Source organism: Seonamhaeicola aphaedonensis (assembly GCF_003386195.1).
Classification (GTDB): domain Bacteria; phylum Bacteroidota; class Bacteroidia; order Flavobacteriales; family Flavobacteriaceae; genus Seonamhaeicola; species Seonamhaeicola aphaedonensis.
Map to the genome: position 1 here is coordinate 89,548 of NZ_QRDX01000009.1, position 25,821 is coordinate 115,368.

At 34.5% G+C, this 25,821-nt stretch carries 23 protein-coding genes; 15 read left to right on the forward strand and 8 right to left on the reverse strand.

The window, feature by feature from the left end:
- Positions 1-80 precede the first annotated feature (80 nt).
- The 12 genes from DFQ02_RS13845 (at position 81) to DFQ02_RS13900 (ending at position 15,319) form a co-directional block, all read left to right on the forward strand.
- Complete coding sequence (locus DFQ02_RS13845) at positions 81-992, forward strand: hypothetical protein (protein WP_245940272.1); 912 nt, start codon at positions 81-83, stop codon at positions 990-992.
- Between the two features lie 95 nt (positions 993-1,087).
- Complete coding sequence (locus DFQ02_RS13850) at positions 1,088-2,410, forward strand: MBOAT family O-acyltransferase (protein WP_245940273.1); 1,323 nt, start codon at positions 1,088-1,090, stop codon at positions 2,408-2,410.
- A gap of 294 nt (positions 2,411-2,704) precedes the next feature.
- Entirely contained in the window at positions 2,705-3,841 is a 1,137-nt protein-coding gene (locus DFQ02_RS13855) for an FIST signal transduction protein (RefSeq protein ID WP_116525045.1), read from the forward strand.
- Between the two features lie 93 nt (positions 3,842-3,934).
- The gene (locus DFQ02_RS13860) at positions 3,935-5,074 is read left to right on the forward strand and encodes an FIST signal transduction protein (RefSeq protein ID WP_116525046.1); all 1,140 of its coding nucleotides are present in this window, start codon (positions 3,935-3,937) and stop codon (positions 5,072-5,074) included.
- Positions 5,075-7,225 (forward strand): sensor histidine kinase, encoded by a 2,151-nt coding sequence (locus DFQ02_RS15360; protein ID WP_245940274.1) that lies wholly within the window; start codon positions 5,075-5,077, stop codon positions 7,223-7,225.
- 2 nt (positions 7,226-7,227) lie between these two features.
- Positions 7,228-9,726, forward strand: a complete 2,499-nt coding sequence (locus tag DFQ02_RS13870) for an ATP-binding protein (protein WP_116525047.1) — start codon at positions 7,228-7,230, stop codon at positions 9,724-9,726.
- Positions 9,727-9,758: 32 nt separating this feature from the next.
- Complete coding sequence (locus DFQ02_RS13875; RefSeq protein ID WP_116525048.1) at positions 9,759-10,133, forward strand: response regulator; 375 nt, start codon at positions 9,759-9,761, stop codon at positions 10,131-10,133.
- A complete protein-coding gene (locus tag DFQ02_RS13880; protein ID WP_116525049.1) occupies positions 10,133-11,173 on the forward strand; it encodes an adenylate/guanylate cyclase domain-containing protein in 1,041 nt (346 codons plus the stop codon). Before DFQ02_RS13875 ends, DFQ02_RS13880 begins: the two co-directional genes overlap by 1 nt.
- Positions 11,174-11,194: 21 nt before the next feature.
- Entirely contained in the window at positions 11,195-11,755 is a 561-nt protein-coding gene (locus DFQ02_RS13885; RefSeq protein ID WP_116525050.1) for a Pycsar system effector family protein, read from the forward strand.
- Positions 11,756-11,810: 55 nt separating this feature from the next.
- Complete coding sequence (locus tag DFQ02_RS13890) at positions 11,811-12,995, forward strand: DUF1624 domain-containing protein (protein WP_116525051.1); 1,185 nt, start codon at positions 11,811-11,813, stop codon at positions 12,993-12,995.
- Positions 12,996-12,998: 3 nt separating this feature from the next.
- Entirely contained in the window at positions 12,999-14,294 is a 1,296-nt protein-coding gene (locus DFQ02_RS13895; protein WP_116525052.1) for an APC family permease, read from the forward strand.
- Positions 14,295-14,365: 71 nt separating this feature from the next.
- Positions 14,366-15,319, forward strand: coding sequence for a PD40 domain-containing protein (locus tag DFQ02_RS13900; protein WP_116525053.1), 954 nt, complete (start codon positions 14,366-14,368; stop codon positions 15,317-15,319).
- A 1-nt stretch (position 15,320) separates the two neighbouring features.
- Here DFQ02_RS13900 and DFQ02_RS13905 read toward each other — a convergent pair whose 3' ends face one another.
- Both DFQ02_RS13905 and DFQ02_RS13910 read right to left on the reverse strand, forming a co-directional pair.
- Entirely contained in the window at positions 15,321-15,878 is a 558-nt protein-coding gene (locus tag DFQ02_RS13905; protein WP_116525054.1) for a hypothetical protein, read from the reverse strand.
- A complete protein-coding gene (locus tag DFQ02_RS13910; RefSeq protein ID WP_116525055.1) occupies positions 15,871-16,722 on the reverse strand; it encodes a PPK2 family polyphosphate kinase in 852 nt (283 codons plus the stop codon). The genes DFQ02_RS13905 and DFQ02_RS13910 overlap by 8 nt, the downstream gene beginning before the upstream one ends.
- 117 nt (positions 16,723-16,839) lie before the next feature.
- Here DFQ02_RS13910 and DFQ02_RS13915 point away from each other — a divergent pair, with 117 nt between their 5' ends.
- Complete coding sequence (locus DFQ02_RS13915) at positions 16,840-17,571, forward strand: hypothetical protein (RefSeq protein WP_116525056.1); 732 nt, start codon at positions 16,840-16,842, stop codon at positions 17,569-17,571.
- Between the two features lie 35 nt (positions 17,572-17,606).
- On the opposite strand, the gene DFQ02_RS13920 is transcribed toward DFQ02_RS13915, so the two are convergent.
- The 6 genes from DFQ02_RS13920 to DFQ02_RS13945 all read right to left on the reverse strand — a co-directional run bounded on the left by DFQ02_RS13920 (position 17,607) and on the right by DFQ02_RS13945 (position 23,893).
- Positions 17,607-18,770: a sigma-54-dependent transcriptional regulator gene (locus tag DFQ02_RS13920; protein ID WP_116525057.1), complete on the reverse strand. Its 1,164-nt coding sequence runs from the start codon at positions 18,768-18,770 to the stop codon at positions 17,607-17,609.
- A 10-nt stretch (positions 18,771-18,780) separates the two neighbouring features.
- Positions 18,781-19,662, reverse strand: a complete 882-nt coding sequence (locus tag DFQ02_RS13925; protein WP_116525058.1) for a mechanosensitive ion channel family protein — start codon at positions 19,660-19,662, stop codon at positions 18,781-18,783.
- A gap of 1 nt (position 19,663) precedes the next feature.
- The gene (locus tag DFQ02_RS13930) at positions 19,664-20,974 is read right to left on the reverse strand and encodes an ABC transporter permease (protein WP_116525059.1); all 1,311 of its coding nucleotides are present in this window, start codon (positions 20,972-20,974) and stop codon (positions 19,664-19,666) included.
- Positions 20,975-20,976: 2 nt separating this feature from the next.
- On the reverse strand, positions 20,977-21,903 hold the full coding sequence (locus tag DFQ02_RS13935) for an ABC transporter ATP-binding protein (protein ID WP_116525060.1): 927 nt from the start codon (positions 21,901-21,903) through the stop codon (positions 20,977-20,979).
- A gap of 307 nt (positions 21,904-22,210) precedes the next feature.
- Complete coding sequence (gene dnaJ / locus DFQ02_RS13940; protein WP_116525061.1) at positions 22,211-23,323, reverse strand: molecular chaperone DnaJ; 1,113 nt, start codon at positions 23,321-23,323, stop codon at positions 22,211-22,213.
- Positions 23,324-23,332: 9 nt separating this feature from the next.
- Positions 23,333-23,893: a nucleotide exchange factor GrpE gene (locus DFQ02_RS13945; RefSeq protein ID WP_116525062.1), complete on the reverse strand. Its 561-nt coding sequence runs from the start codon at positions 23,891-23,893 to the stop codon at positions 23,333-23,335.
- Between the two features lie 252 nt (positions 23,894-24,145).
- Here DFQ02_RS13945 and DFQ02_RS13950 point away from each other — a divergent pair, with 252 nt between their 5' ends.
- Both DFQ02_RS13950 and DFQ02_RS13955 read left to right on the forward strand, forming a co-directional pair.
- Entirely contained in the window at positions 24,146-24,799 is a 654-nt protein-coding gene (locus tag DFQ02_RS13950) for a YceI family protein (RefSeq protein WP_116525063.1), read from the forward strand.
- A 68-nt stretch (positions 24,800-24,867) separates the two neighbouring features.
- The gene (locus DFQ02_RS13955) at positions 24,868-25,776 is read left to right on the forward strand and encodes a 3-keto-disaccharide hydrolase (protein ID WP_116525064.1); all 909 of its coding nucleotides are present in this window, start codon (positions 24,868-24,870) and stop codon (positions 25,774-25,776) included.
- Positions 25,777-25,821 lie beyond the last annotated feature (45 nt).

Below are 25,821 nucleotides of genomic sequence, written 5' to 3' on the forward strand. Positions count from 1 at the left end.
TTGCAACGGTAGTATGGGAAATGTATTGGCGCTCCCAAGGTTTCCATCCAACCCTAAACGATGAAAAAGCTCTATAGGCCATGACCAGAGCTAAAGTTGAATCAGCCACTAAAGATGATGTCGTCATACTTGGGTCGTCAAGAGCTTATTTTGATATACAAGTAGACCAATGGAAAAAATTAACAGGGAAAGAACTTCTGCAATTAGCATCAACAGGATCTTCCCCACTTCCTACATTTCATGACATCGTAAATAATACTGATTTCGACGGTACTATTGTTGTAGGCGTTACCCCTGGATTATTCTTTTCTACCACCTTTCCAAAAGCATTTCCTTGGGAACGACCGCAAGCCAAAGTAGACCACTACTTTGATGGAACTTATGCGCAGCGATCAAACTTTCTATTATCTGTACCCTTACAACAAAATTTGGTACTAATGTCTGCCGATGAGGAAGAATGGGCCGACGATCTCGATTTAAAATCCTTATTAAGAAATGTTCACTGGGGAAAACGAATTCCTCCTCCTGCCCAACCTCCATTCTACAATTTTGGAGATGTTTCCATTCCCAGAAATATAAGCATGATGCCAAAAACGGTAACAGATACTGCTTTTGCTAACTCGATTATCAAAGTTTGGCATTTCTTTGGTAAAGGATCACCTGCTCCAGATAAAGACGGAACAACATCTTTTTTCATGAAGGATGTTGAAAAATTCAAGAAAAAAGGCGGTAATCTAATTTTGATTCGCCCGCCTTCTAGCGGAGGTGTGAGAATGGGTGAAAAAATGGGGCTACCTAGAGAAAGGTTTTGGGATTCATTAGTCAATTTAGCTCAAGTTAAAAGCTATCATTTTGAAGATTACGATCAATTTAAAAATTTAACCTGTCCTGAAGAATCCCATCTTTCGATTGAAAACGCGAATTATTACACAGAAGAATTAATAAAAATTCTAAAAAAAGACAACGCTTTAACCATCCAAAAACCTAACTGATTATGTTATTTAATTCACTAAGTTTTATACTTTTTTTAATTATCGTTCTTGCCCTGTATTATTCTAAAATCTTTAACTGGACTAACAAAAAGCGTATGCTTCTTCTTTCCAGTTATATATTCTACGGTATGTGGAATCCACCATTAGTTATTTTACTATGGATATCTACAATGATAGACTGGACTGCCGGAAAACGTTTAGCTATTGAAGAGAACCAAAAGAAACGCAAAATGTGGCTTATATTAAGTATGCTTGTTAACCTTGGCTTTTTAGGTTTCTTTAAATATGGAGATTTTCTTCTAGAAAATTTTGTAATAATTATGAATGCGATTGGAATAGATTTTCAGGCAAAACCTATGGATATTATTCTGCCTATGGGAATTTCATTTTATACGTTCCAAACCATGTCTTATACCATCGATATGTATAAAAGGAAGACGGAACGAGCCAGAACATTTTTAGATTTTGCTTTATATGTTACTTTCTTTCCACAATTAGTCGCAGGACCTATTGTTAGAGCTAAAGATTTAATCACACAATTTTACGAAGAAAAGAAAGCCACCACCAATCAGTTTATTTGGGGGCTATTTTTATTAACCATTGGCTTATTTCAAAAAGTGGTTATGGCAGATACACTTTTGGCAGGAACATCCGATGATGTTTTTGGGTCTACCAAACTACTTCATGGAGTTGATGCCTGGGTAGGAACTATAGCCTTTTCTGGACAGATATTCTTTGATTTTGCAGGCTATTCTACTTGTGCCATAGGCATTGCTTTAATGTTAGGAATTATTCTGCCAGACAACTTTAAATACCCTTATGCATCTCTTGGGTTTTCAGACTTATGGAGACGCTGGCATATATCATTATCTAGTTGGTTACGAGATTATTTGTACATCCCGTTAGGAGGAAATCGTCACGGTATTACTAGAATGTATGTTGCTTTAATGGTTACTATGTTGCTTGGTGGTTTATGGCATGGAGCCGCATGGACCTTTATGGTTTGGGGTGGTTTACATGGTACCTATTTAATATTGGAACGCTTACAAAGACGCTATTTACCATTTGAAATCACCAAATGGAACGGTATGCTTTTGGCATTTATCACCTTTAGTTGTGTGAATATCACTTGGGTGTTTTTTAGAGCTAACTCTTTTGAAAAAGCTTGGAATATGGTTAAATCTATGTTCTATATGCAAACCGGGGGCGAAAAAATATTAGATACCTTTACTATTATTAAGGTAACTACAGTAATTGCAATAATGTTTTTGTGCCATTGGTTTATGAGAAACACTTCTATGAAAGAAGTCTCTTTAAAAACATCGCCCTATGTATTAGGTGTCGTATGGGCCATCATGACTTTTTTAATAATTATTGCTCAAGGAAGTGGTGAACAGTTTATTTATTTTCAGTTCTAGTGGATGACCAATTATAAAGAAATTGTAACAATTGTTAAACCTTAGCGTCCAATTGGTTATCCAATAAGGCTTTAGGTTGAATTGTTAAACCCAGAGAGTTGCCCCTATCTTTTATAACCACTTTAACATTACATGATGTTAATCTGCTTTTAAATGCTAACAACTAAACACAATGAAGCGAAACTTTAAATTCCTCGTTTTAACCATCCTTGTAGTGGCAAATATAAAATAGAAAACGTTGATTGAAGTAAGTGAATTAAAATAAAACCACCAATCATTGAAGAAAACCAAATCATGAAAGCAAAATCGATAAAAGGAAAATCAATCGAAGCCATAAAAACGGCTTTAAAAGATAGTATGATAGATGGTTTTAAGCCAACACTCGCTTTTGTTTTCATAACAAATATTGAATTTGCAGAAGCCTTGGCTGAACTATTCGATAAAGAAGGTATTGCCATTTTTGGAGCAAGCTCAAGCCAAAAATTTACAGAACAAGGCATTGAAGCAGAAGATATTGTTGTGCTTTTATTAGACATTAAAACGGATTGTTTTAAAATTCTATTGAAAGATTATCAAAAAATGTCTCCATACGAATCTGCCCAACAAACTGGTGAAACTGGAATTCAGGCTTTTAAAAATCCAGGTTTTATTATCTCTCCTGCAGATTATTTAATGCCCGGTGAAGATATTATCAAAGGACTAAGAGATACAGCTGGTAATAATGCTACTATCATGGGGGGTACAGCTGGAGATCCAAATAGTTTTACAGGTATTGTATTTACAAATAATGCATCCACTGCAAGCGGTCTTCTAGCCCTCATAATTGACCAGGATAAAATTACTTTAAATGGGCTTGCTGTTTCAGGCTGGAAGCCAGTCGGAATAGAAAAGGAAATCACTAAGTCTGAAGGTTCATGGGTATATACCATCGACAATGAACCCGCCATGAATGTTATCCGAAAATTTTTGGGCAGTAACATATCATTAAATAAACCAGCTGAAGGTTTGGTTCGTTTGGATTCAACGTTTCCTTTGCAATTTCAAAGAGCCTCGAGAACCCCTATGATGAAACCCGTATTACTCTGGAACACAGAAGATGATTCTGTAATGGTTGGCGGGCAAGTGAAAGATGGCCAACACTTTCGTTTTTCACTGCCTCCTGATTTTGATGTAATTGATACGGTAATTGAAAGTACAAGAAAGGAAAAAGAAAAAAATATGCCTGACGCTGATGCATTGATTGTTTTTTCCTGTGTAGGCAGGTTAGAAACATTAGGCCTCATGGTTTCTCAAGAAATAGAAGGACTGGCAACCATTTGGAACAAACCTATGATAGGCTTTTTCTGTATGGGTGAATTTGGAAAACTTGATGACGGGCCCTGTGATTTTCACAGCACTACAGTAAGTTGGGTGGCATTAAAAGAAAAATAAAATCATGAATCGAGCATATTCAAAACGTTATCAACTGGGAAAACAAGTACTAGCGAACAATATGCTACCGATTTAATATAATATTATAAACGCATGAAAGCAAAATCGATACAAGGAAAATCAACCGAAGCTATTAAAACGGCTTTGGAAAATACTATGGCAGATGGCTTTAAGCCCACGCTGGCCATTGCATTTGTATCCATAAGCCAAGACAGAACCGCTATCAGTAAGTTACTTGATACTGAAGGCATTGCAATTTTTGGCTGTACAACCAATGGCGAGTTTATTGATGAAAAACCAGAAAAAGATTCCGCAGCCATTCTTTTACTTGACATGAAAAAAGAACATTTTGAAATTTATTTTGAAGAATACCCCGAAAAAAACTTCAGAGAAGTGGCAAACTCCATTGCGAAAAAGTCAAAATTAAGATTTGCAAAACCGGCATTTTTAATTGGCACTAGCGATCCGGCTTGTGATGGCGAAGAAATATTGCACGGACTGGAAGATGTAATTGGCAAACAAGCAACCATTTTTGGCGGTGCGGCTGGTGATGATTATGCATTCACAGAAACCTTTGTTTTTTCCAATGCAAAGGACAGTAAATGTGGTTTAGTATGTATAGCATTGGATGAAACCAAAATAGATATTCTTGGAGTTTCCACCTGTGGTTGGAAGGCCGTTGGTACAGAAAAAACCGTCACAAAAAGTGAAGGAAATCATGTGTTTTCCATTGATAATATTCCTGCTTTAGATATTACCGCTAAATACGGGGGCTTAGAAAACATCACCCCAGAGAATACTGATCTTCTTGTGGAAATTGCATCCAATTTCCCTTTGCAATTACAACGAGAAAAAGGAGATCCTATTATGCGTCCTGGCTTGGTAGTAGATTGGTCTGATCATTCTTTTTACACGGGCGGTACCGTACCGCAAGGTTCTAAAGTCCGCTTTTCATTGCCACCAGATTTTGATGTGATTGATAAAGTTGTTAAAGAAGTTGAAAAACTAAAAGAAACCAAAATGTCCGAAGCAGATGCGGTTGTAGTTTTTAGTTGCGCTGGAAGAATTCTTACGCTTGGACCATTGATGTCTAAAGAACTTGACGGTGTTAAAAATGTTTGGAACGCACCTATGGCAGGTATGTTTAGCAATGGGGAGTTTGGTAGAGCCACCGGTGGAAATATTGAACTACATAACCTCACTACTTGTACCGTGGCCTTAAAAGAAAAATAAATGAACCCACAGCTTCAAACCATACACGATTTTATTCAGCAGAATGAAAATTTAACTGCCGATGAAAAGACGGCGCTCCTAAAATTGGTCAAGAAAGTGGATTCCGATTTGACGATTTCAGAATTCAAACTGGAAAGAACGGAGAAAGTAAAACGCACCACTGGTATTTTATTGGAAGAAACCATAGAAGAGCTGGAACAGAAGCGAAAAGCTGTTGAAGTACAAAACCGAGAACTAGAAATTGAAACGGCACTTGAAAAAGTAAGAAGCAGAACCATGGCCATGCAAAAAAGTGAAGAACTACCTGAAGCTGCGAACAACTTATTTCTACAAGTTCAGGCATTGGGTATACCCGCATGGAGTGCAGGGTATTGCATTTGGGAATCCGAAGATAAAAAATCCGCTTCCTGTAATATGAGTAGTGAAGGCGAAATCCAAAAAGGTTTTTCACTACCAACTATTGGTGAAGGATATAATTTTTATGGCCCCTTAAAAAATGGAGAAAGCTTTTATGTCGCAGAATTAGGAGGTAAAAAATTGGTGAAGCATTATGACTTTATGAAAACTCTCCCAATTGTTGGAGAGGTCTTAGAGGGATTTGATAAAAAAGGCATTTCCTTACCAACCTTTCAAATATTCCATATCGTTTATTTTACACATGGTTATCTTATGTTTATAACCTATGAAGCTGTCACAAATGATTGGGATATTTTCAAACGTTTTGGAAAAGTTTTTGAACAAACCTATACCCGTTTCCTAGACCTTCAAAAAGCCGAAGCACAGGCTAAAGAAGTTTTAAAACAATCAAGTTTAGATCGGCTTAGAGCTAAAATTTCTTCCATGAGAACGTCTAAAGATCTTGACCAGATCATTCCTTCTATATGGAATGAGTTGGATATTCTTGGAGTCCCTTTTATTCGTTGTGGGGTATTTATAATAAATGAAGCACATGAAAAAATAAACACCTATTTATCTGCACCAGACGGAAAAGCTTTAGCAGCTTTTGAATTGGGTTATGACACCAATGACATTGCAAAAAATGTTGTATGTAACTGGAAGAAAAATAAAATCTATCAAACGTCGTGGAGCAAAATGGAATTTGTGGCCTTTATGACAGATCTTGTAGATAAAGGCTTGCTTAAAGACCTCATGTTCTATCAAGGAGTCGAAACACCGCCAGCCCAGTTACATTTAAATTTTGTCCCTTTTGAACAAGGGATGCTATATGTAGGTAACACTATGCTTTTAAAGGAAAATGAAATCGAGATCATTCAATCCTTGGCCAAGGCCTTTAGTACAGCCTATGCGCGTTACGAAGATTTTAAAAAACTTGAGGCGGCCAAAGAACAAGTAGAGAAGGCTTTGATAGACCTTAGGCAAACGCAATCCCAACTCATTCAATCCGAGAAAATGGCAAGTTTGGGTGAATTGACCGCGGGAATCGCTCATGAGATACAGAACCCCTTAAATTTCGTCAATAATTTTTCGGAAGTCAGTAAGGAATTGTTGGAGGAAATGTTGGAAGAACTAAAAAATGGTGAGATTGAAGAAGTAAATGAACTTGCTAGTGATGTCATTCAAAACCTCGAAAAAATCAATCATCACGGCAAACGAGCCGATGGTATTGTAAAAGGTATGTTACAACATAGCCGGACCAGTAGTGGCGTAAAGGAACCCACTCATTTGAACACCCTTGCCGATGAATATTTACGATTGGCCTATCATGGGTTACGTGCTAAAGACAAGTCGTTTAATGCCAACATTCAAACGCATTTTGATGAATCCATAGGAAACATAGACATCATACCACAGGATATTGGACGCGTTTTATTAAATTTAATAACCAATGCCTTTTATGCAGTTACTGCAAAAAAGAAACAACAGCCATCAGACTACGATCCGACGGTTACGGTCACCACAAAAAAAATAGACAGTGGTATTTCTATTTCGGTAAAAGATAACGGCAATGGGATCCCAAAAAGTATTTTGGGCAAAATTTTTCAGCCCTTCTTTACCACCAAACCTACCGGACAAGGTACCGGACTGGGCCTAAGCTTAAGTTATGACATTGTAAAAGCTCACGTAGGAGAAATTACAGTGGAGTCAACTGAAAATATTGGAACGGAATTCATTTTAACATTACCCATTTAGTTATGAAACAGTACCTAACCTTCATCCATATCGCACTATGTTTTAGCATATTTTCTTTTGCGCAAACGCCAGAAACGGTAACTATTGTCCAAACCAAAATAGATAGCATAAAACAACTGCTCAATAGCCATAATAAAGCAGACGAGGAAAAAGTACGACTGCTTAATGAATATGCAAGGGCATCCTTCTATGAAATGAATTTTATGGACGGTTTGAAAGCGACCCATAAAGCGCATGAACTTTCCAAAGATATTGACTTTGAAGGAGGCATGGTTATGTATTACGAAACATTATCCATGTTTGTCGGCTATGGTGCGATGGCCGACTATTACCAGAAACAGGCAGAGTGGTTATCATTACAACCAGAAAAAAATCTGGAGAAGTACTATTTAGAGCTACCCAATGCGCCATATAATTTTGAAGGCGCCTTAGAAAACTGGTTAAATCAATTCTCTGAAGCATATACCTACTTTGAAACGCTAGACGCCAAAGAAATACAGGCCACTATTCTATCTTGGATTATGTATTTTTATGTAAGGCAAAATAACTTTGAGGAAGCATTACAAACAAGCCAAAAAGGGATAGAACTCGCAGAGGAACTCAATCAACCGTACCTTGTTTTTTTGTTTATGTCGCGTAAAATGAATCATTTAAATGACTTGGGCAGACAAGAAGAAGTCAGCCGTATTGAAGCAGATTTAGTTGAGTTTATTGCCAAGAATAAAGACGCCAACACCATAGGTTTAATTACCAGTACGATGGCATTCGGATATCGTTTGAGTGGGAGACATGCTCTAGCCATTGAATATCACTCACAAGCCATAGAAAAATTTGAGCAAAGTAATGATACCATGATGTTGGCACATTCGTACAACAGAATTGCATTTGCCTATGCACATCTGGAAATGTTCGATAAATCAGTTGAAATGCACGAAAAAAGCATAGCTATACGGGAACATAAAAATGACAAAGAGGCGCTAATTAATGACTATAACAGCGCTGTTTTTCCCTATTTCTATATAAAAAATTACTCCAAAGCCAGGGAGTATATGAAACTGGCCATGGAAACAACGGATGAGCAAAGACTCATATACCTAAAGGCCAGACAAAATTCTCTGGAAGGGCAAATTCTTATGGATCAGGAACAATATGCTGAGGCTATTCCAATCATTCAAAGTGCACTTGATACCTATCTGGAACATAACAGGTTTCAATCAATGCCATTCGCATATATGTTTTTGGCCCGATGTTATTACAACCTCGAAAATTATCCTGAAGCATTGAAAAATGCACTTTTAAGTTTTAAAATTGAAAACGAGAATAATCGACACAGGATTAGGGTAAAGCATGAAATCACCCTGTTGATTGCTGAAATCTACAATAAAATGGGGGATCAAGGTAATGCCTATCGTTATATGAAAATACATCATGATTTTCGGGATGCCAATGACAAACTGGATGCGGCAAACAGACTGGCCGATGCCAAAGTACTCTCCATAATAGAAAAAAGTCAAAATAGAATTGATGCCATTGAAAAGGAAAGAGAGCAATCTATACAGAGAAACCGTATCCAGCGATTATGGCTTTTTAGTATTGCAGGTGGATTACTTTCGGCTTTATTCCTTGCCTTAATATTGTATCGCAATAATAAGAGCAAACAAAAAGCCAATAAACTGTTGCAAGCGCAAAAAGAGGAAATTCAGGATACACTAAAAAAACTTGAAGCTACCCAAACCCAACTTATTCAATCCGAAAAAATGGCATCGCTTGGGGAATTGACCGCGGGCATAGCCCACGAAATACAGAACCCGCTAAACTTTGTCAATAACTTTTCAGAAGTCAGCAATGAACTTATTGATGAAATGCACGAAGAAATTCAAAAGGAACATTATGATGAGGTTAAGGCCATTGCTTCTGATTTGCGGATGAATCTTGAGAAAATCAATCATCATGGCAAACGTGCCGATGCCATTGTTAAAGGGATGTTACAACATAGTCGAAGTAGTAGCGAAACTAAAGAACCAACTGATATTAACAAACTGGCGGATGAATACTTCCGTTTGGCTTACCATGGTTTACGTGCTAAAGACAAGAGTTTTAATGCCACCATGGAAGCAGATTATGACGAAAGTATTGGCGAGGTGAAGATCTTTGCCCAAGATATTGGGCGGGTTATTCTCAACCTCTTAACCAATGCATTTTATACGGTACACAAAAAGAAAACATCCAGTCCTGATAACTATACACCAACCGTAATCCTAAAAACCAAAAAAGGAAAGGAATACGTAGAATTACAAATTACCGATAATGGTAGTGGTATCCCAAAAGATGTAGTGAGTAAAATATTTCAGCCCTTTTTTACCACCAAATCAACGGGTGAAGGTACAGGTCTGGGGCTAAGTTTGAGCTACGATATAGCAAAAACACACGGTGGCGATCTAAAAGTAGACACTACAGAAGGTAAAGGAAGCACCTTTACTTTGGTTCTACCTATTGAATAAATGTGTAAATTTAACTAAACAACTAACCATGTATGAAAATTTTAGTAGTAGATGATGAAAAAGATGTCCAAATCTTATTTCAGCAACGGTTTAGAAAAGAAATTAAAAACGGTGACCTGAATTTTATGTTTGCATTTTCCGCTGAGGAAGCCATAGAAACTTTGCAAGACATAGAGCAGGAAGCGGTATTGATACTATCTGATATTAATATGCCCGGTATGAGCGGGCTGGAGCTTCTGGATTATATTAAAAGACATTACGACACCCCGCCTCCAGTGGTGATGATGATAACAGCTTATGGTGACGAAGAGAATCGAAGAAATGCCAAAATATTGGGAGCCGATGCGTTCCTCACCAAACCTCTGGATTTTAAATCCCTGAAAGACGAACTTCTAAAATTGAGCTAATGACAAAAATATTAGTTGTAGATGATGAAACGGATTTGGAAATTCTGATTAAACAGAAATTCCGAAAAGAAATACGTGGCAACAAGTATGAGTTTCTTTTTGCTATAAACGGCATTGATGCTCTGGATAAACTAAAAGACCAACCCGATGTTGACATTGTTTTAAGCGATATCAACATGCCCGAAATGGATGGCCTTACCCTACTGACCAAGCTAGGTGAATCACGTCCTTTAATCAAGTCTGTTATCGTTTCGGCTTACGGCGACATGGAAAATATTAGAACTGCCATGAACCGGGGCGCTTTCGATTTTATCACCAAGCCCATCAACTTTGAAGATTTGAATATCACAGTTGAGAAGACCATAAAACAAGCCAACCAATTAAAAGAAACGCTTTTAGCCATTAAAGAAAATAATATTTTAAAAATGTATGTAGATGAGACTGTCTTGAATTTCATGGGGAGCAAAGAGTATGAGACTACTATTATGGCCAGTGAAACTATTGAGGGTACCGTTTTATTTATTGATATTTGCGGATTTACGACCATTAGCGAATCCACTTCACCAGATAAGGTGGTTGAATTGATAAATGCCTATTTTGAAGTTATGGTTAAGGAAATAACAGATCAAGAAGGCTTCATTGATAAATTTATTGGAGATGCGGTTATGGCCGTTTTTAGAGGCGATTATCATTTAGACCGTGCTATTGATGCAGCTTTAGCTGTTAGGAATAGCATCAATGATTTACCTGCTTTAGAAGATGTTATAGCCTTTAAACCCAAAGTTTCCATTGGTATAAAAAGTGGAGAAATGATTTCGGGGAATATTGGCTCCTCCAGTTTAAAGCGATTGGATTATACGGTAATTGGAGACACCGTAAACACCGCAGCCAGACTACAAGATGCCGCTAAGCAAAACCAGATAGTTATTTCCGAAGATTGCTACCAACAAATTAAGGAATCCTTTGTTTGTGAAAGTCTAGGAAGTATTTCAGTTAAAAATAAAGCCAATCCTTTAAATATTTATGCCGTTATAGAATAACCTCCAAAATCAATAAGTCACATGGAAGAAGAAGATAACATAAAACAAGTGCCAATAGTAGAAAAAAATAAACACCTTGATGATCTTGTAGATCATTATTGGGGCAGCATAAACTATATTTTCAACCTTATCAGAGCCTCTGAAATTAAAGCGGGGCTTATTTTATCATTTTATGGCATTGTATTAAATTTTGTTTTTAAAAGTGCTGATACAGTTTTAGAATCAGGACAAAACAAAATTGGTTTCTACATCTTAGCGGGTTTATGGTTTGCCTGTACTGTTGTTTCTATTTTCTATAGTATCCGGTGTTTTATGCCAAAAATTGAAGGTAAATATGATAAGAATATTTTCTTTTTTGGTGATGTCATCCAAAAATATGGAGACATAAAAGAATTTTCAAAAACGTTCTACGCTATTAGTAAAGATGAAGATCAATTATTTGACCAACTAGGACAACAGGTTTATGTTAACTCTAGGATTGCTGCAAGCAAATTTAAAAGTATTAACAATTCCATAAGGTTTTTAGCAGTTGGCCTTTTTTTGATGATTATTTTGGGAGTTTTTTATGTAATTAACAGTTAGTAAAATACTCATTAACACACGATATAATTTTGTTGATATTCTTACTTAAAACTAGATGATTAAAGTCAAATCTACCAGAATTCAATCTATTGATGTTTTAAGAGGCTTGGTAATGATTCTCATGGCACTAGACCATGTTAGAGATTTTTTTTACCATGGTTCTTTTTTAAATGACCCTACCAATTTAGAAACCACTACCCCAATTTTGTTTTTCACAAGATTTATAACACACTACTGTGCCCCCGTTTTTGTATTCCTAGCTGGAACTGCTGCTTTTTTATATGGAAGCAACAAAGCAAAGCCTCAGTTATTTAAATTCTTAATAACACGTGGTATCTGGCTTGTTATTCTTGAAATTATTTTAAACAACCTTCTTTGGAAATTTGACATTACTTATAGCAGACTCATCTTACAAGTTATATGGGCCATTGGTATATCTATGGTTGTACTATCCTTCTTGATATTTCTAACAAAAAGATGGCTCTTGTTTGTTGGTTTACTAATTACATTGGGTCATAATTTATTGGATGGCATTATTATGAAAGGCACTGAACCTACATCAATTTTTTGGTATATCTTACATCAGCCAAACGTAATATCTTTGAATGAAAATAGAGATTTGGGAATATTTTACCCTGTACTCCCCTGGATCGGTATAATGATATTAGGTTACTGTATAGGTCAATTATATGTTAAGAATTCTAATGCTAATTCTAGAAAAAAATGGTTATTATTTTTGGGTATTGGTGCAACAACAATGTTCTTTATTTTAAGAGGTATTAATTTTTATGGAGATCCAGCACCGTGGCAACATCAAGATACTCTAACAAAAACAATTTTATCATTTTTCAAGGTTACAAAATACCCACCCTCGTTAGCTTATACGCTTATAACCATAGGTCCCTCTTTACTTTTTCTCTATGCTATCGAATCCGTCAAAAATAATATAACCGATTTCTTTTTGGTTTTTGGACGTGTACCATTATTTTATTATTTCTTACACATTTTTGTAATTCATATATTAGCTATTATTGGTGTTTTGATTTTTGGTGGTGATTGGCAAATTATGATCTTATCTAAAGACATGTTTTCCAATGGTAAATTATTAAACTATGGCTATTCCTTATACGCTGTTTATTTAATTTGGGTGGGTGTTATTATATTGCTTTATTTTCCTTGTAAAAAGTATATGATTTATAAAGCAAAAAATAGAAATAAATGGTGGTTAAGCTACTTGTAAATTATGATTATAAAGGATAAAGGGCTAAAAAGACGAATTGGTGTTTTAGGTCTTTCGGCTAATATTATTAACATCATTGTTGGGTCAGGTATTTTTGTTTTACCTGCTATTGTAGCTTCTCATATGGGACCCGCAAGTATTATTGCTTATGTATTCTGTGGCTTTTTAATGGCAATGATTATGTTATGCTTTGCCGAAGTTGGAACAAAAGTGACCAACACAGGAGGACCTTATACATACATAGAGGCCGCTTTTGGTGATTATGCTGGTTTTATATCTGGCTTTTTTGTTATTGGTACATTTTTATTCGCTGATGCAGCTGTTTCAAATGCTTTGGTAGATGTACTTGCATCTAATTTACCATATTTCAGTGAAACGCCTGTAAAAATCTTGTTTCTTTTTATCCTTTTTTTTGGCTTGGCATACATTAATGTAATAGGTTTAAAACAAGGCATAGGCTTAGTTAAATTTAACACCATTGCCAAACTAATTCCTTTAATACTTTTAATTCTAGTTGGATTTAAAGATGTATCTCAAAGTAATTTGGTAATTGAAACCATCCCCAGTATTTCAACCTTGGGAAAAACTTCTCTTATTTTATTTTTTGCCTTCCAAGGGTGTGAAACAGGATTAATCATTGGTGGAGAAGTAATTAACCCTAAACGCACCATACCCCGAGCAATTTTTACTAGTATTGCTGCCGTTGTTATCATATACATTTTAGTTCAAACAATATCACAAGGTATACTTGGAAGTGAACTCCCTAATTATAAGGCAACACCACTTGCTGATACAGCTGAAATAATATTCGGAAAACTAGGGTACAGCTTATTAATTATTGGGGGCATTATTTCCATGTTCGGCTATATGAGTGGATCCATTTTAAATAGTCCAAGGGTTGTCTATGCACTTTCAAGAGATAGAGTAATACCAATTAAAGGATTATCTAAAATTCACAAATCCTTTGCTACGCCTTATGTGGCCACAATAATTTATGCATCTATTGGTTTTATTTTTGCTATTTCTGGAAGTTTTGAGCAACTTGCAGTGATAGCCAGTAGCTCAATGTTATTTATATATTTAGGGGTTGCGCTTTCTGTTATTAAATTACGATATCGCTCTAGAGATAATAATAGCTCCTTTAAAACTCCCGGAGGCTTATTAATCCCCATAGTTGCCATACTTATAATATTTTTCTTTTTATCTAATATTTCAAAAAAAGAAATGATTGGAACAACCATCTTCATTGTAGTTTTAAGTTTAATTTATTTGTTAAACAGAGTATTTCAAAAAAAATAATTTTTGAAATAAATCAACCGGCATGAGCAAAAATTAAATTATCTCTATATTTAAGAAAAAATTATTTTCAAATGTTATCCTTAACTACCACAAGCATGATTAAAATGGTGATGGCTAGCGCACTTGGTTTGTTCAGTTTATTAGCTATTAAAGCACAAGAAGAAGGATTCAAGGAAGTACAACTTACACACACTAGTTCAGATAACAGATATGCTAGTTACAATAAAAACGGCACCAAAATTTTATTTGAATCCAATCGAGATGGTAAGTGGCAAATTTACACAATGGATATAAATGGTGAGCACCAAAGAAAATTATTCAGAAGTGCCTCTAATGATAGAAGACCCTCATGGCACCCGTATAGAGATATGGTAATATTTGATTCTGACAAAGATGGGGGGACCGAACTATTCACCTACTCTTTTGAAACTAATTCTGTAAATAAAATAAAGGTTCCTTTGAACGGTGATAAAACGTTTGCTAGGTTTGCTCCTAACGGTGTCGAAATTGTTTTTTGTCATAAAAAAAACGAAGAAGTTACGGATTTATATATCTGTTCTTTGAAAGGAAAAAGGCTGCGTAAAATTGTTTCGAATAAGCATATTAATCTATATCCTCATTTTTCTCCAAGAGGTGATAATGTGCTTTATTTTTCAAATAGAAACACTCAGGGTGAAAGTAACATTATTTATTCGTACAATATTATTACTGAGGATAGAGACCGCTACACATATTTCAAAGATCATAGTGAATACCCCAATTGGTCCAATGTAAGAGGTAAACAAATTGTATATTCAGCTCAGGTTGGAGATGATATGAAACAGCCTGAAATTTATACCATGCGGAATGACGGTAGATATAAAACAAGAATCACTTTTAACGATACAGAAGATATTTTACCCAGTTGGTCGCCTAATGATATTAATTTATTAATTACAGGGTATAGAAACGGACACTACCAAATATGTAAAATTTTATTAAAGGAGCCGTTAGATCCTAACAACAAGTATAAAGTAGGTGAATAGTTTAATTTTTTAGTTTTCCTTGAAAAACAGAGACTTTAGAATTAAACGGATTACCTGAAGCACGTCTTAACATAACTATCTGTCCACAGTGCCATAATGCATCAGAAATTGGTCCGTTAATGATGTTCCAAAAAGGTACTGAGGTTTCTTCAAATTTGAATATTTCTTTTGAGCTTTTAAATACATCAGACACCATCTTTAAATTCATTAAAGTTTGTTTCCTTTTTTCATTATAACTGAGTTCAGATTTGGTTTCATCTTTATTGTGTTCTAAAATACTATTCCTTATAAAACGTGACAAACCGTAAAGATGATCAATGGTTTCTCCAGTATTACGACCCGATTCACTTGGTTTGTATTCCAGATCTACATCTCTCAACCCTTCGGTAGCCCAATAATACCGGAACCCCAAACCATCAATCATTCTAGCAACAATGAAATTTGAGTCATAGGTTTCTGGATAGTCTTCTATTTCGTAAAAAGGTAGTTTTTCAGATTCCACTTGGGCCATACTTAGAGTTGATAACAATATAAAGAAAATAAAAATCTGTTTATTCATTATTTAATTGTTGTTTATATAATTCAATATTTGCTTTAATATCATCATCTAATTCTGGTTCCTTGATATCAGTATAGGTTTTTAGCGTTTCATAAATAATTTTTGCAACTATGTATCTTGCAGATGGTTTATCATCGGCAGGAATGGTATACCAAGGTGCATGCTCTTTAGAGGTTTTGTTAATAGCCTCCTCGTAGCATATTTGGTATGCATCCCATAGCTTACGTTCTTTTAAATCTCCGGGTGAAAATTTCCAGTTCTTTTCTTCCATTTTTAACCGTCTTAACAATCGGTACTTTTGTTCCTCTTTTGATAGATTTAAAAAGAACTTAAAAATGATGGTTCCGTTATCTGCAATATGCTTTTCAAAATTATTTATTTGCTTAAATCGAGCATTCCAAAAGTCATCATTGATGTCTTTAACAGAGTTAACAGAAGGTATATTTTCACCTAAAATATATTCAGGATGTACTCTTGTAACAAGAACATTTTCGTAGTGCGTTCTATTAAAAACTCCAAATTTACCCCTTGCAGGTAATGCAATATAATGACGCCAAATATAATCATGCTTTAACTCTAATTCTGTGGGTACCTTAAAACTGTGCACCACAACCCCTCTGGCATTAAAATCTTTAAAAACCTCTCTTATTAAGCTATCTTTTCCTGCCGTGTCCATACCTTGTAAACAGACTAAAACAGCATATTTACCATGGGCATACATAGTGTCTTGAAGTTCGCCAAGTTTTTTTCTTATCTTCTTTAATTCGTTTTTAGCATCATCAATGACAACCTTAGTTGGTCTATCCTTTAATGAAATAGTTGAAGTTACTTTATATTCACTCATTACATTTATTTATATTTTTAATAAATATACTAAAACCATAATTTCGATGAACGGTAAGCCCATTAATTATGTTTTTTATACTTTTGAATCACCTACTTATGAACCAATATAAATACCATGAAAAGAATTTACACCTTTTTGTTTACCTTTTTTACGTTTTCATTTCTTTTTTCACAAGATTATTGTACCAATGCTGATTCGAATCTTATCTACGCTTATTCTAACGTGAAAGACGCCTATGAATCTAACAATTTAGATCATTTAAAATATTATTCTAATAAGTCATTAAAATCTTTTGAAAAGGCGAAAATCAATTTAAAAAAATGTGGTTGCGAAACCGCTTTTGATTTGGTATATGACGGTGCAGAATTACTATCAAAAGTAGAAAATCAAGCAACTTTTGAAGATGGACGCTTTTTTGTAAAACGTGCTAAAGAAATTACTCAGAAAGCCATTGCAGCTCTAAATAAATTTACTATCAATAATGTTAGCACTAATCAAACTGATGATTTAAATGCTTTACAACTTGAAAAAGAACGTTTAGAGCAACAGCGGCTTGTATTAAAACAAAAAGAAGAAGCACTAGCTAAAAAATTGGCGGAACAAAAAGTAAAGACTAACACTCTAGAAAAAGAAAAGCTTATTGAGAAATATGAAGCAGCGATTGTAAAAAATATTGAAATTTATAACGAATTATTAAAACTTTACGGGAGTTCTTCTAAATTAAACTCAGAAAACGCCAATAAAAATGAGCTTAAATCCAAAAGTATTGAGGAAATAAAAGATTACTACATAGAACACATTAAATCTGTTACCAATACCTATTTAGCTGAATTGAACGACATTTAAAACAAAAGGCTCTGATTAAATCAGAGCCTTTTAATTTACTTTGAAGCAAACAGTTTTACATCTTGTTCGCTGACCTCGGAACCTCCAAGAATAATAAGCCGCTCCACCACATTGCGTAGTTCACGAATATTACCTGTCCAGTCATAATCTTGTAGTAATCTTATAGCTTTATCAGAAAACGATTTCTTAGCGGTTCCTTGCTCATTAGCAATTTTATCTGCAAAATGATTTACTAATAACGGAATATCTTCACGCCTATCATTTAAAGCTGGAACCTTTATTAAAATAACGGCAAGTCTATGATATAAATCTTCACGGAATTTACCTTCCTCAATTTCCCTTTTCAAGTTTTTATTGGTAGCTGCAATGACGCGCACATCTACTTTAATATCTTTATCACTACCCACCCGTTGAATTCTGTTTTCTTGTAGAGCCCTGAGCACCTTAGCTTGAGCAGATAAACTCATGTCTCCAATCTCATCAAGAAAAATAGTACCTCCATTAGCAGCCTCAAATTTTCCAGCTCTGTCTTTATTGGCACTAGTAAAGGCACCTTTAACATGACCAAACAACTCACTTTCAATCAACTCACTAGGTATAGCCGCACAATTCACTTCTATCATATTACCTTTAGAACGTTCACTTTTTTCATGAAGCCAATGCGCTACAATCTCTTTTCCAGTTCCGTTTGGTCCCGTAATCAAAACACGAGCATCTGTTGGAGCCACCTTTTCTATAATATCTTTTATTTGAGAAATAGCCTCACTCTCCCCAACCATTTCATATTTTTTGCTAACCTTTTTCTTTAGAATTTTGTTTTCTACTACTAATTCTTTACGGTCTAATGCATTTCTAACGGTATTAAGTAATCTATTTAAATCTGGTGGTTTTGATATATAATCGTAAGCTCCTAAACGCATAGTATTAACAGCCGTATCCAAATCACCATGACCAGAAATCATCACTATTGGTGTTTCAGGTTTTATTTTCTTTACGGCTTCTAATACTTCAACACCGTCCATTTTAGGCATTTTAATGTCGCAAAGCACTAAATCATAATCATCATTTTTTATTTTTTCAATTCCAGCTAATCCATCTTCAGATTCTTCTACTTCATAGGTATTACTTTCTTCAGAAAGAATTTTAACCAGTACACGTCTAATGGCCGCTTCGTCTTCAATTACAAGTATTTTGGGCATATGCTTTTATTTATTTTTGAATAATATGAACATCTCTTTGAGGGAATGGTATAGTGATGTTGTTTTCTCTAAACAGGCGGTCTATTTCAAAGCGAATATCACTTTTAGGGAAACGAACGTTAAAACTATCATTAACCGTAAAAGCAATTCTAAAATTTAGGGAACTTTCACCAAAATCGGTAAAAAACACTATTGGCTCTGGAAACTCCAATACATCTTTATGTGCTTTTGCCGCTTGTAGTAATAATTGCTTAACCAATTGCACATCACTACCATAAGCTACCCCAACTTCAACAGTCTCTCTGGTAGCCACACCATTTTGTGTCCAATTATATAAACTGTTTGTTAAGTATAAATGATTGGGTATGATTAAAACTTTATTGTCAGCCGTTGTTGCTCTGGTTGTTCTTAGTTTTATCTCTTCTACTCTTCCTACTTTCCCTTCTAATTCAATAATATCTCCAACGTGAACCGTTTGATCTAACAAAATAAAAACACCAGATATGATATCTTGAAAAAGGGTTTGTAGAGCCAAACCTACCCCTATAAGAAGTCCTGCAGAGGCTGCCAAAACAGCATTTATATTGACACCAATGGTGCTGAATGCTATTAGCAACACAATTAGATAAATAAACCACTTTGAAAAAGAAAAAACAGTAATAAATTTAGCCTTATCTTCTTTAGGTAATTTTCTAGTCACTATCCTTCTTACTAAAGAAAGTAAAACATTGGTCAACACAAAAGAGGCCAAAACAATTAGTAGAAACCCAATAGTTATAACAATAGTACCCGACTCATTTTTATAAAGTACAACGTTTACAAAATCAATGAAACTTTCAATTATTGAACTTTCACTAATAACTTCTTCAATATGTTTTGATTTTTGAATCATACTAGTACTTTATCCACTTTAATAATTCTTTATAAGAAGGTTTTTTACCATACATTAAAATACCAACTCTGTATATTTTCGCGGCAAACCAAACCGTTAGCATAAATGTACCAATCAAAATTAATAAAGACAATACTTGTTGCCAAATAGGAACTCCAAAAGGGATGCGCATTAACATAACCACTGGCGATGTAAAAGGTATGTATGAGAAAACAGTAGACACTGTACCATGTGGATCTTCAATCACTGTAAATATACCAATATAAACTGCTAAAATTAATGGCATTAGTATAGGCAACATAAATTGTTGTGTGTCTGTTTCATTATCAACGGCAGCTCCAATTGCTGCATAAAGAGAACTATATAACAAGTACCCAACAACAAAGAAAAACACGAATGCTACTATAAGGTTTATTAAGGGCATATTGCTTAATGCTTGTTTAAAGGATTCAAAATAAAACTCTGTACCCTTATCGGATGCCATCTCAATTAGTTCTTGTTGTGGCATAGAAGAATCCACTAAACTAATACCTAGAACTAGAGAAACAATTGTCATCAAGAGTCCACCAAAAACTACCCAAATTACGAACTGTGTGATTCCTGCCAACGAGGTACCAAATATTTTACCTAACATAAGTTGCACCGGCTTAACCGAAGAAATAATTACCTCTATAATTCTACTTGTTTTTTCTTCTATAACACTGCGCATTATCATATTACCATAAATTATGATAAACATAAATAACAAATAACCCGCAGCACAACCAAAAATAAGCTTGATAACACTATCCATTTTTGAAGACTGTTTCCCTGAAAAGTTCTCCTGACCGATATTAATATTAACTTTTGAAGCCTCAATTTTTGAAATATCAATACCTGCTTCCTGTATTTTTAAATTGGTAAAGGCCTTTTCTAGTTTTCTTTCTAAATCAGAAATTAATGTAAGCGAAGGAGATTCTTTAGAATAAAATTTTATGTGGTTTGAAACTGAATCTATATTTTTAATATTTTCTATATGTAGTAACCCATAATTAGTAGTTTCATTTACAATATCTTTAGCAGAATCCAACGAAACCCCTTCTAGTAAATCATAATGAACATTGCCTGAATCCTTAAAAATATTCTTAACCAAACCAGATTCATCTAATATTGAAATAACTCTTATTTTTTCGTTATTTAGATTTGATAAATAGGCCACTACAGCTATTAGTGCAATCATTATTATAGGACTAAGAATAGTCATTACAATAAATGATTTGTTTTTAACCTTGGTTAAATATTCACGTTTTATAATGAGTGGGAGATGATTCATGTTTAATTATTCTGAACGGTTTGAATAAAAATATCGTTTGCACTTGGTATAACCTCAACAAAATGATTAATTCTTGCTTGTTGATTTAAAAATGAAATAAGGTCTTGGGCGGTTTCATTTTGAGAAAGTCTAATGTTTAATTTCAAATCATTATTCAACGATTTGAAATTGGCCTCAGTAACAACAAACTTTTCAGCCAAATTAGTTTTTAATGCTATTTTGTTATTCGCTTCCAAACCAACTTCAAACGTGTTGGTTTTATATTGTCTTTTAATATCAATAAGTTTCCCCTCTAAAATTTTATTTGACTTGTTGATTAAAGCAATATCATCGCATAATTCTTCAACAGATTCCATTCTATGTGTAGAAAAAATAACTGTGGCACCGTCTTCACGTAAGCGCAAAATCTCATCTTTGATTAAATTGGCATTGATAGGATCAAATCCAGAAAAAGGCTCATCAAAAATCAACAACTTAGGGTTGTGCAAAACCGTCACCACAAATTGAATTTTTTGTGCCATCCCTTTTGAAAGTTCCTGAATTTTCTTATTCCACCAGTCACCTATTTCTAAGCGGTCAAACCAGTATTTTAAGCGTTGTTTTGCTTCTGTTTTTGTTAAACCTTTTAATTGAGCTAAATACAAGGCTTGCTCACCTACCTTCATAGATTTATACAATCCTCGTTCTTCAGGTAAATAACCAATGTCTTTGATATGTGTAGGATTTAGTAAATCACCATCTAAACGCACTTCACCAGAATCTGGCATGGTAATTTGATTAATTACTCGAATCAAGGTAGTTTTACCAGCACCATTAGGACCTAAGAGACCAAATATACTGCCTTTTGGTACTTGGATAGACACATTATTTAGGGCCCTAAATTCTCCGAAATGTTTTGAAACTTCACTTACTTCTAATAAGTTGGTCATACTTTTTTAAACAATCTTGTTGGTTTGTAAATATATTAAATGTTTGTATGAGACCTTCAATAATAGTTACAATTTAATAATTTGAAAATGTTAGGCGATTGGTATATAAACAAAACCCATCCTTAAAATAATATTAAGGATGGGAAAAAAATTGCTATGAAAAAGAAAAATTACCACTAATTGAAATTAGTGATAGTTCAAATATAATTCTTTTTTCTAAATTTTTAACATTTATAGTATATAACTTGCATTTTAATTCTTTCTTTATTGATAAAGAAACACCTAAATCATATCTAAAACACTGGGTTTAAGAGAACATATCTTTAACTTTTTCAAAAAATGATTTATCAGAACTTTCTGGCTTAGGTTCAAAATGTTCATCTTCTCTCATACTTTCAAAAAACTCTCGTTGCTGCTTGCTTAATGTTTTGGGTGTCCACACATTAACATGTACTAATAAATCACCTCTTCCGTAGCCATTGATACTAGGTATACCTTTTCCGCGTAAGCGTAAAATTTTTCCAGATTGTACTCCCGCTTCAATCTTAATACGCACTTTTCCTGTTACAGTATCTATTTCTTTTGAAGTTCCTAAAACCGCATCGGGATAACTTACATATAAATCGTAATGCAAATTATCTCCTTCACGTTGTAATTTCTCATGAACTTCCTCTTCAATAACCACTAAAATATCACCAGCAATACCATTACCGGGAGCTTCATTTCCTTTACCAGACACTTTAAGTTGCATACCATCAACTACACCAGCAGGTATTTTTATTGAAACGGTTTCTTCAACCATTTTTAACCCTTGAGAATCAGCATCGGCAGGTTTTTTATCAATAGTTTCACCAGCACCACCACACACATTACAAGGCGATGAGGTTTGCATTCTACCTAAAATAGTATTAGCAATTCGGGTTACTTGCCCAGTACCATTACATGTAGAACATGTTTTGTAAGTTGTTCCTGGAGCTTTAACTTTTCGTTTTACTTTTATCTTCTTTTCAACACCGTTGGCAACTTCCTCAAGAGTTAATTTAACTCTTATACGTAAATTACTTCCTTTTACTCTACGCTGACCGCCTCCGCCTCCAAAACCAGAGAATCCGCCTCCAAAGGCGCCCCCAAAAATATCTCCAAACTGACTGAATATGTCATCCATATTCATACCACCACCAAAACCACCTCCATTTTCAAAGGCTTGGTGTCCAAATTGGTCATAACGAGCTTTTTTATCAGCATCACTTAATACCTCGTAGGCTTCGGCTGCCTCTTTAAATTTAGCCTCAGCTTCTTTATCATCTGGGTTTTTATCTGGATGATATTCTATAGCTTTTTTACGATATGCTTTCTTTATTTCTGAAGCACTAGCACCTTTACTAACCCCTAATACTTCGTAATAATCTCTTTTTGCCATATTTTATTTTTATTGCCCAATAACAACTTTTGGAAACCGAATTACCTTTTCTCCTAATTTATATCCTTTTTCAATGACATCAATGATTTTACCCTTAAGGTCATCTGTTGGTGCAGGAATTTGTGTAACCGCTTCATGGTTATCTGCATTAAAATTATCTCCCTTTTCAACCTTGATGGACGCTAATCCTTTTTGCTCTAAAGTTGACAACATTTTCTGATAGATAAGTACCACGCCTTTACGTAACTCCTCTGCTTCTTTATCTTCTTCAATATGCGTTAAAGCACGTTCAAAATCATCTATAATTGGTAATAAAGCTACCATTACCTCTTCGCTAGCGGTTTTAAATAAATCTAAACGCTCTTTTGAGGTTCTTTTTTTATAGTTTTCAAACTCAGCAAATAAACGTAAAAACTTTTCTTTTTCTTGCTTCACTTCTTCCTCAAGCTTCTCTTCCTTGGTCAACTCCTCTACTAGTTCCTCTGCTTGATTTTCTACATCAATTGTTTCTGTTTCAGTAGCGTCTATTTGTTCTTGTTCAATATCTGTGTTTTTTTCTTTTTTGCTCATTTCTAAATTCTATTTAGACTATTTGTGAAATTAGTTGGCAAAAGTACTGCCATTATTATAAAAATGTCAAAATGTCACCAATTATTTTTTAATTTTTTTATCCTTTTATTCTTATTACCTTTTTAGTAGCAGATAATACTGCAGTTACCTTAAACCTTTCATTTCCTACGTATTCAATATATATATTTGAACATCTTGGATTCATAGTTTCAATTGGTTAACTTTACAGATATAACACTAAAAAAATATATTATGAAAAAACGAATTGTAACTAGTTGTGTAATAGTAAGCCTTTCAATAGCTCTTTTTAGCTGTAAAGACAAAGCTAAAGAAGCTGAAACTAAGGAAGCCGAAACTCCTACTGTTGTTGAAGTTTCCTCTGAAACCTATACCGTTAATACGGAAGCATCCACCATTGAATGGCGCGGTTTTAAACCTACGGGAGAACATAACGGGACTATCAATTTAGCCAATGGCTCTTTTGAAATGACCGATGAAAATATTGCCGGCGGTAATTTTACCGTAGACATGAATTCTATAGTAGATTTAGATATACCAGCCGATGATGAGAAAAACGCCAAATTAGTAGGCCATTTAAAAAGTGCTGACTTTTTTGATGTTGAAAAGTTTCCTACAGCAACATTTGAAATTACTGGTATAGAAGATAAGGAAGGTAAAACCATGCTTTCTGGGAATTTAACCCTAAAAGAAAAAACTAATAATATTACATTCCCTATAAATGTTTCTCAAGAAAATGACACTCTTTCCTTATCCAGTGAAACTTTTACAATTGACCGTTCTAAATGGGATGTACGGTATGGCTCAAAATCATTTTTTGATAACTTAGGAGACAAATTTATCAACGACGATATTGAAATAACCGTATCTGTTAAAGCAACTAAATAATTATAAAACAAATTTTTTAAAAAGCCACTTTATGTAAATAGAGTGGCTTTAAATTTCAATTGCACAATATGAAACAACCTCTATTCCTTTTTACAATTTTTGCAATTCTATTATCCTGTAATCCATCAAAAAAACAAACCAATCCAGATTCAGAAGAATGGGTTTTCCTATTTAACGGAAATGATCTTACGGGATGGGATATTAAAATTTCTGGTCATGAGTTAAACGACAACTATAAAGAAACATTTATTGTGCAAGACAGTATGATAAGAGTGAACTATAATAATTATGAAACTTTTGACGATAAATTTGGACACATGTATTACGAAACCCCCTTTTCATATTATAAGTTGAGTTTTGATTATAGGTTTATAGGTAAACAAACTCCAGGAGGGGCACATTGGAACGTAAGAAACAGCGGTGTTATGCTGCATTCCCAATCTGCTGCAAGTATTGAAATAGGACAAACTTTTCCCGTTTCTGTAGAATTGCAATTATTGGGTGGACTAAACGATGGTATAAGACAAACTGCCAATGTTTGTACGCCTGGAACTGCTGTAGTATTTAATGACACCATCAACTTTGAGCATTGTATCCGATCTAACTCCAAAACATTTAATGGTGATCAGTGGGTTCATGTAGATGCCACGATAATGGGTGGCGAATACATGGAGTTTTTTGTTAATGGTGTATCGGTTTTAAAATTCGACAAACCTCAAATTAATGGCGGATTTTCTTTTGAATGGGAAAAAGGTAAAGATTGGGACCGAAATAAAATTGTTAGAGATAAGCAAAGTTGGATAGCCAAAAAAGGAACCATTTTAACTGAAGGTTATATTGCATTGCAAGCTGAAAGCAGCCCTATAGATTTTAAAAACATTAAACTTTTAGACCTATGCGGTTGTATGGACCCAAAAGCAAGAAATTATAAAACCTATTATATTAAGGATAAGCCTGAGAGCTGTGAATACAAATGATTGAAAAAATTATTGTTCTAATAATTTTAAACTAAAGACAAGAAC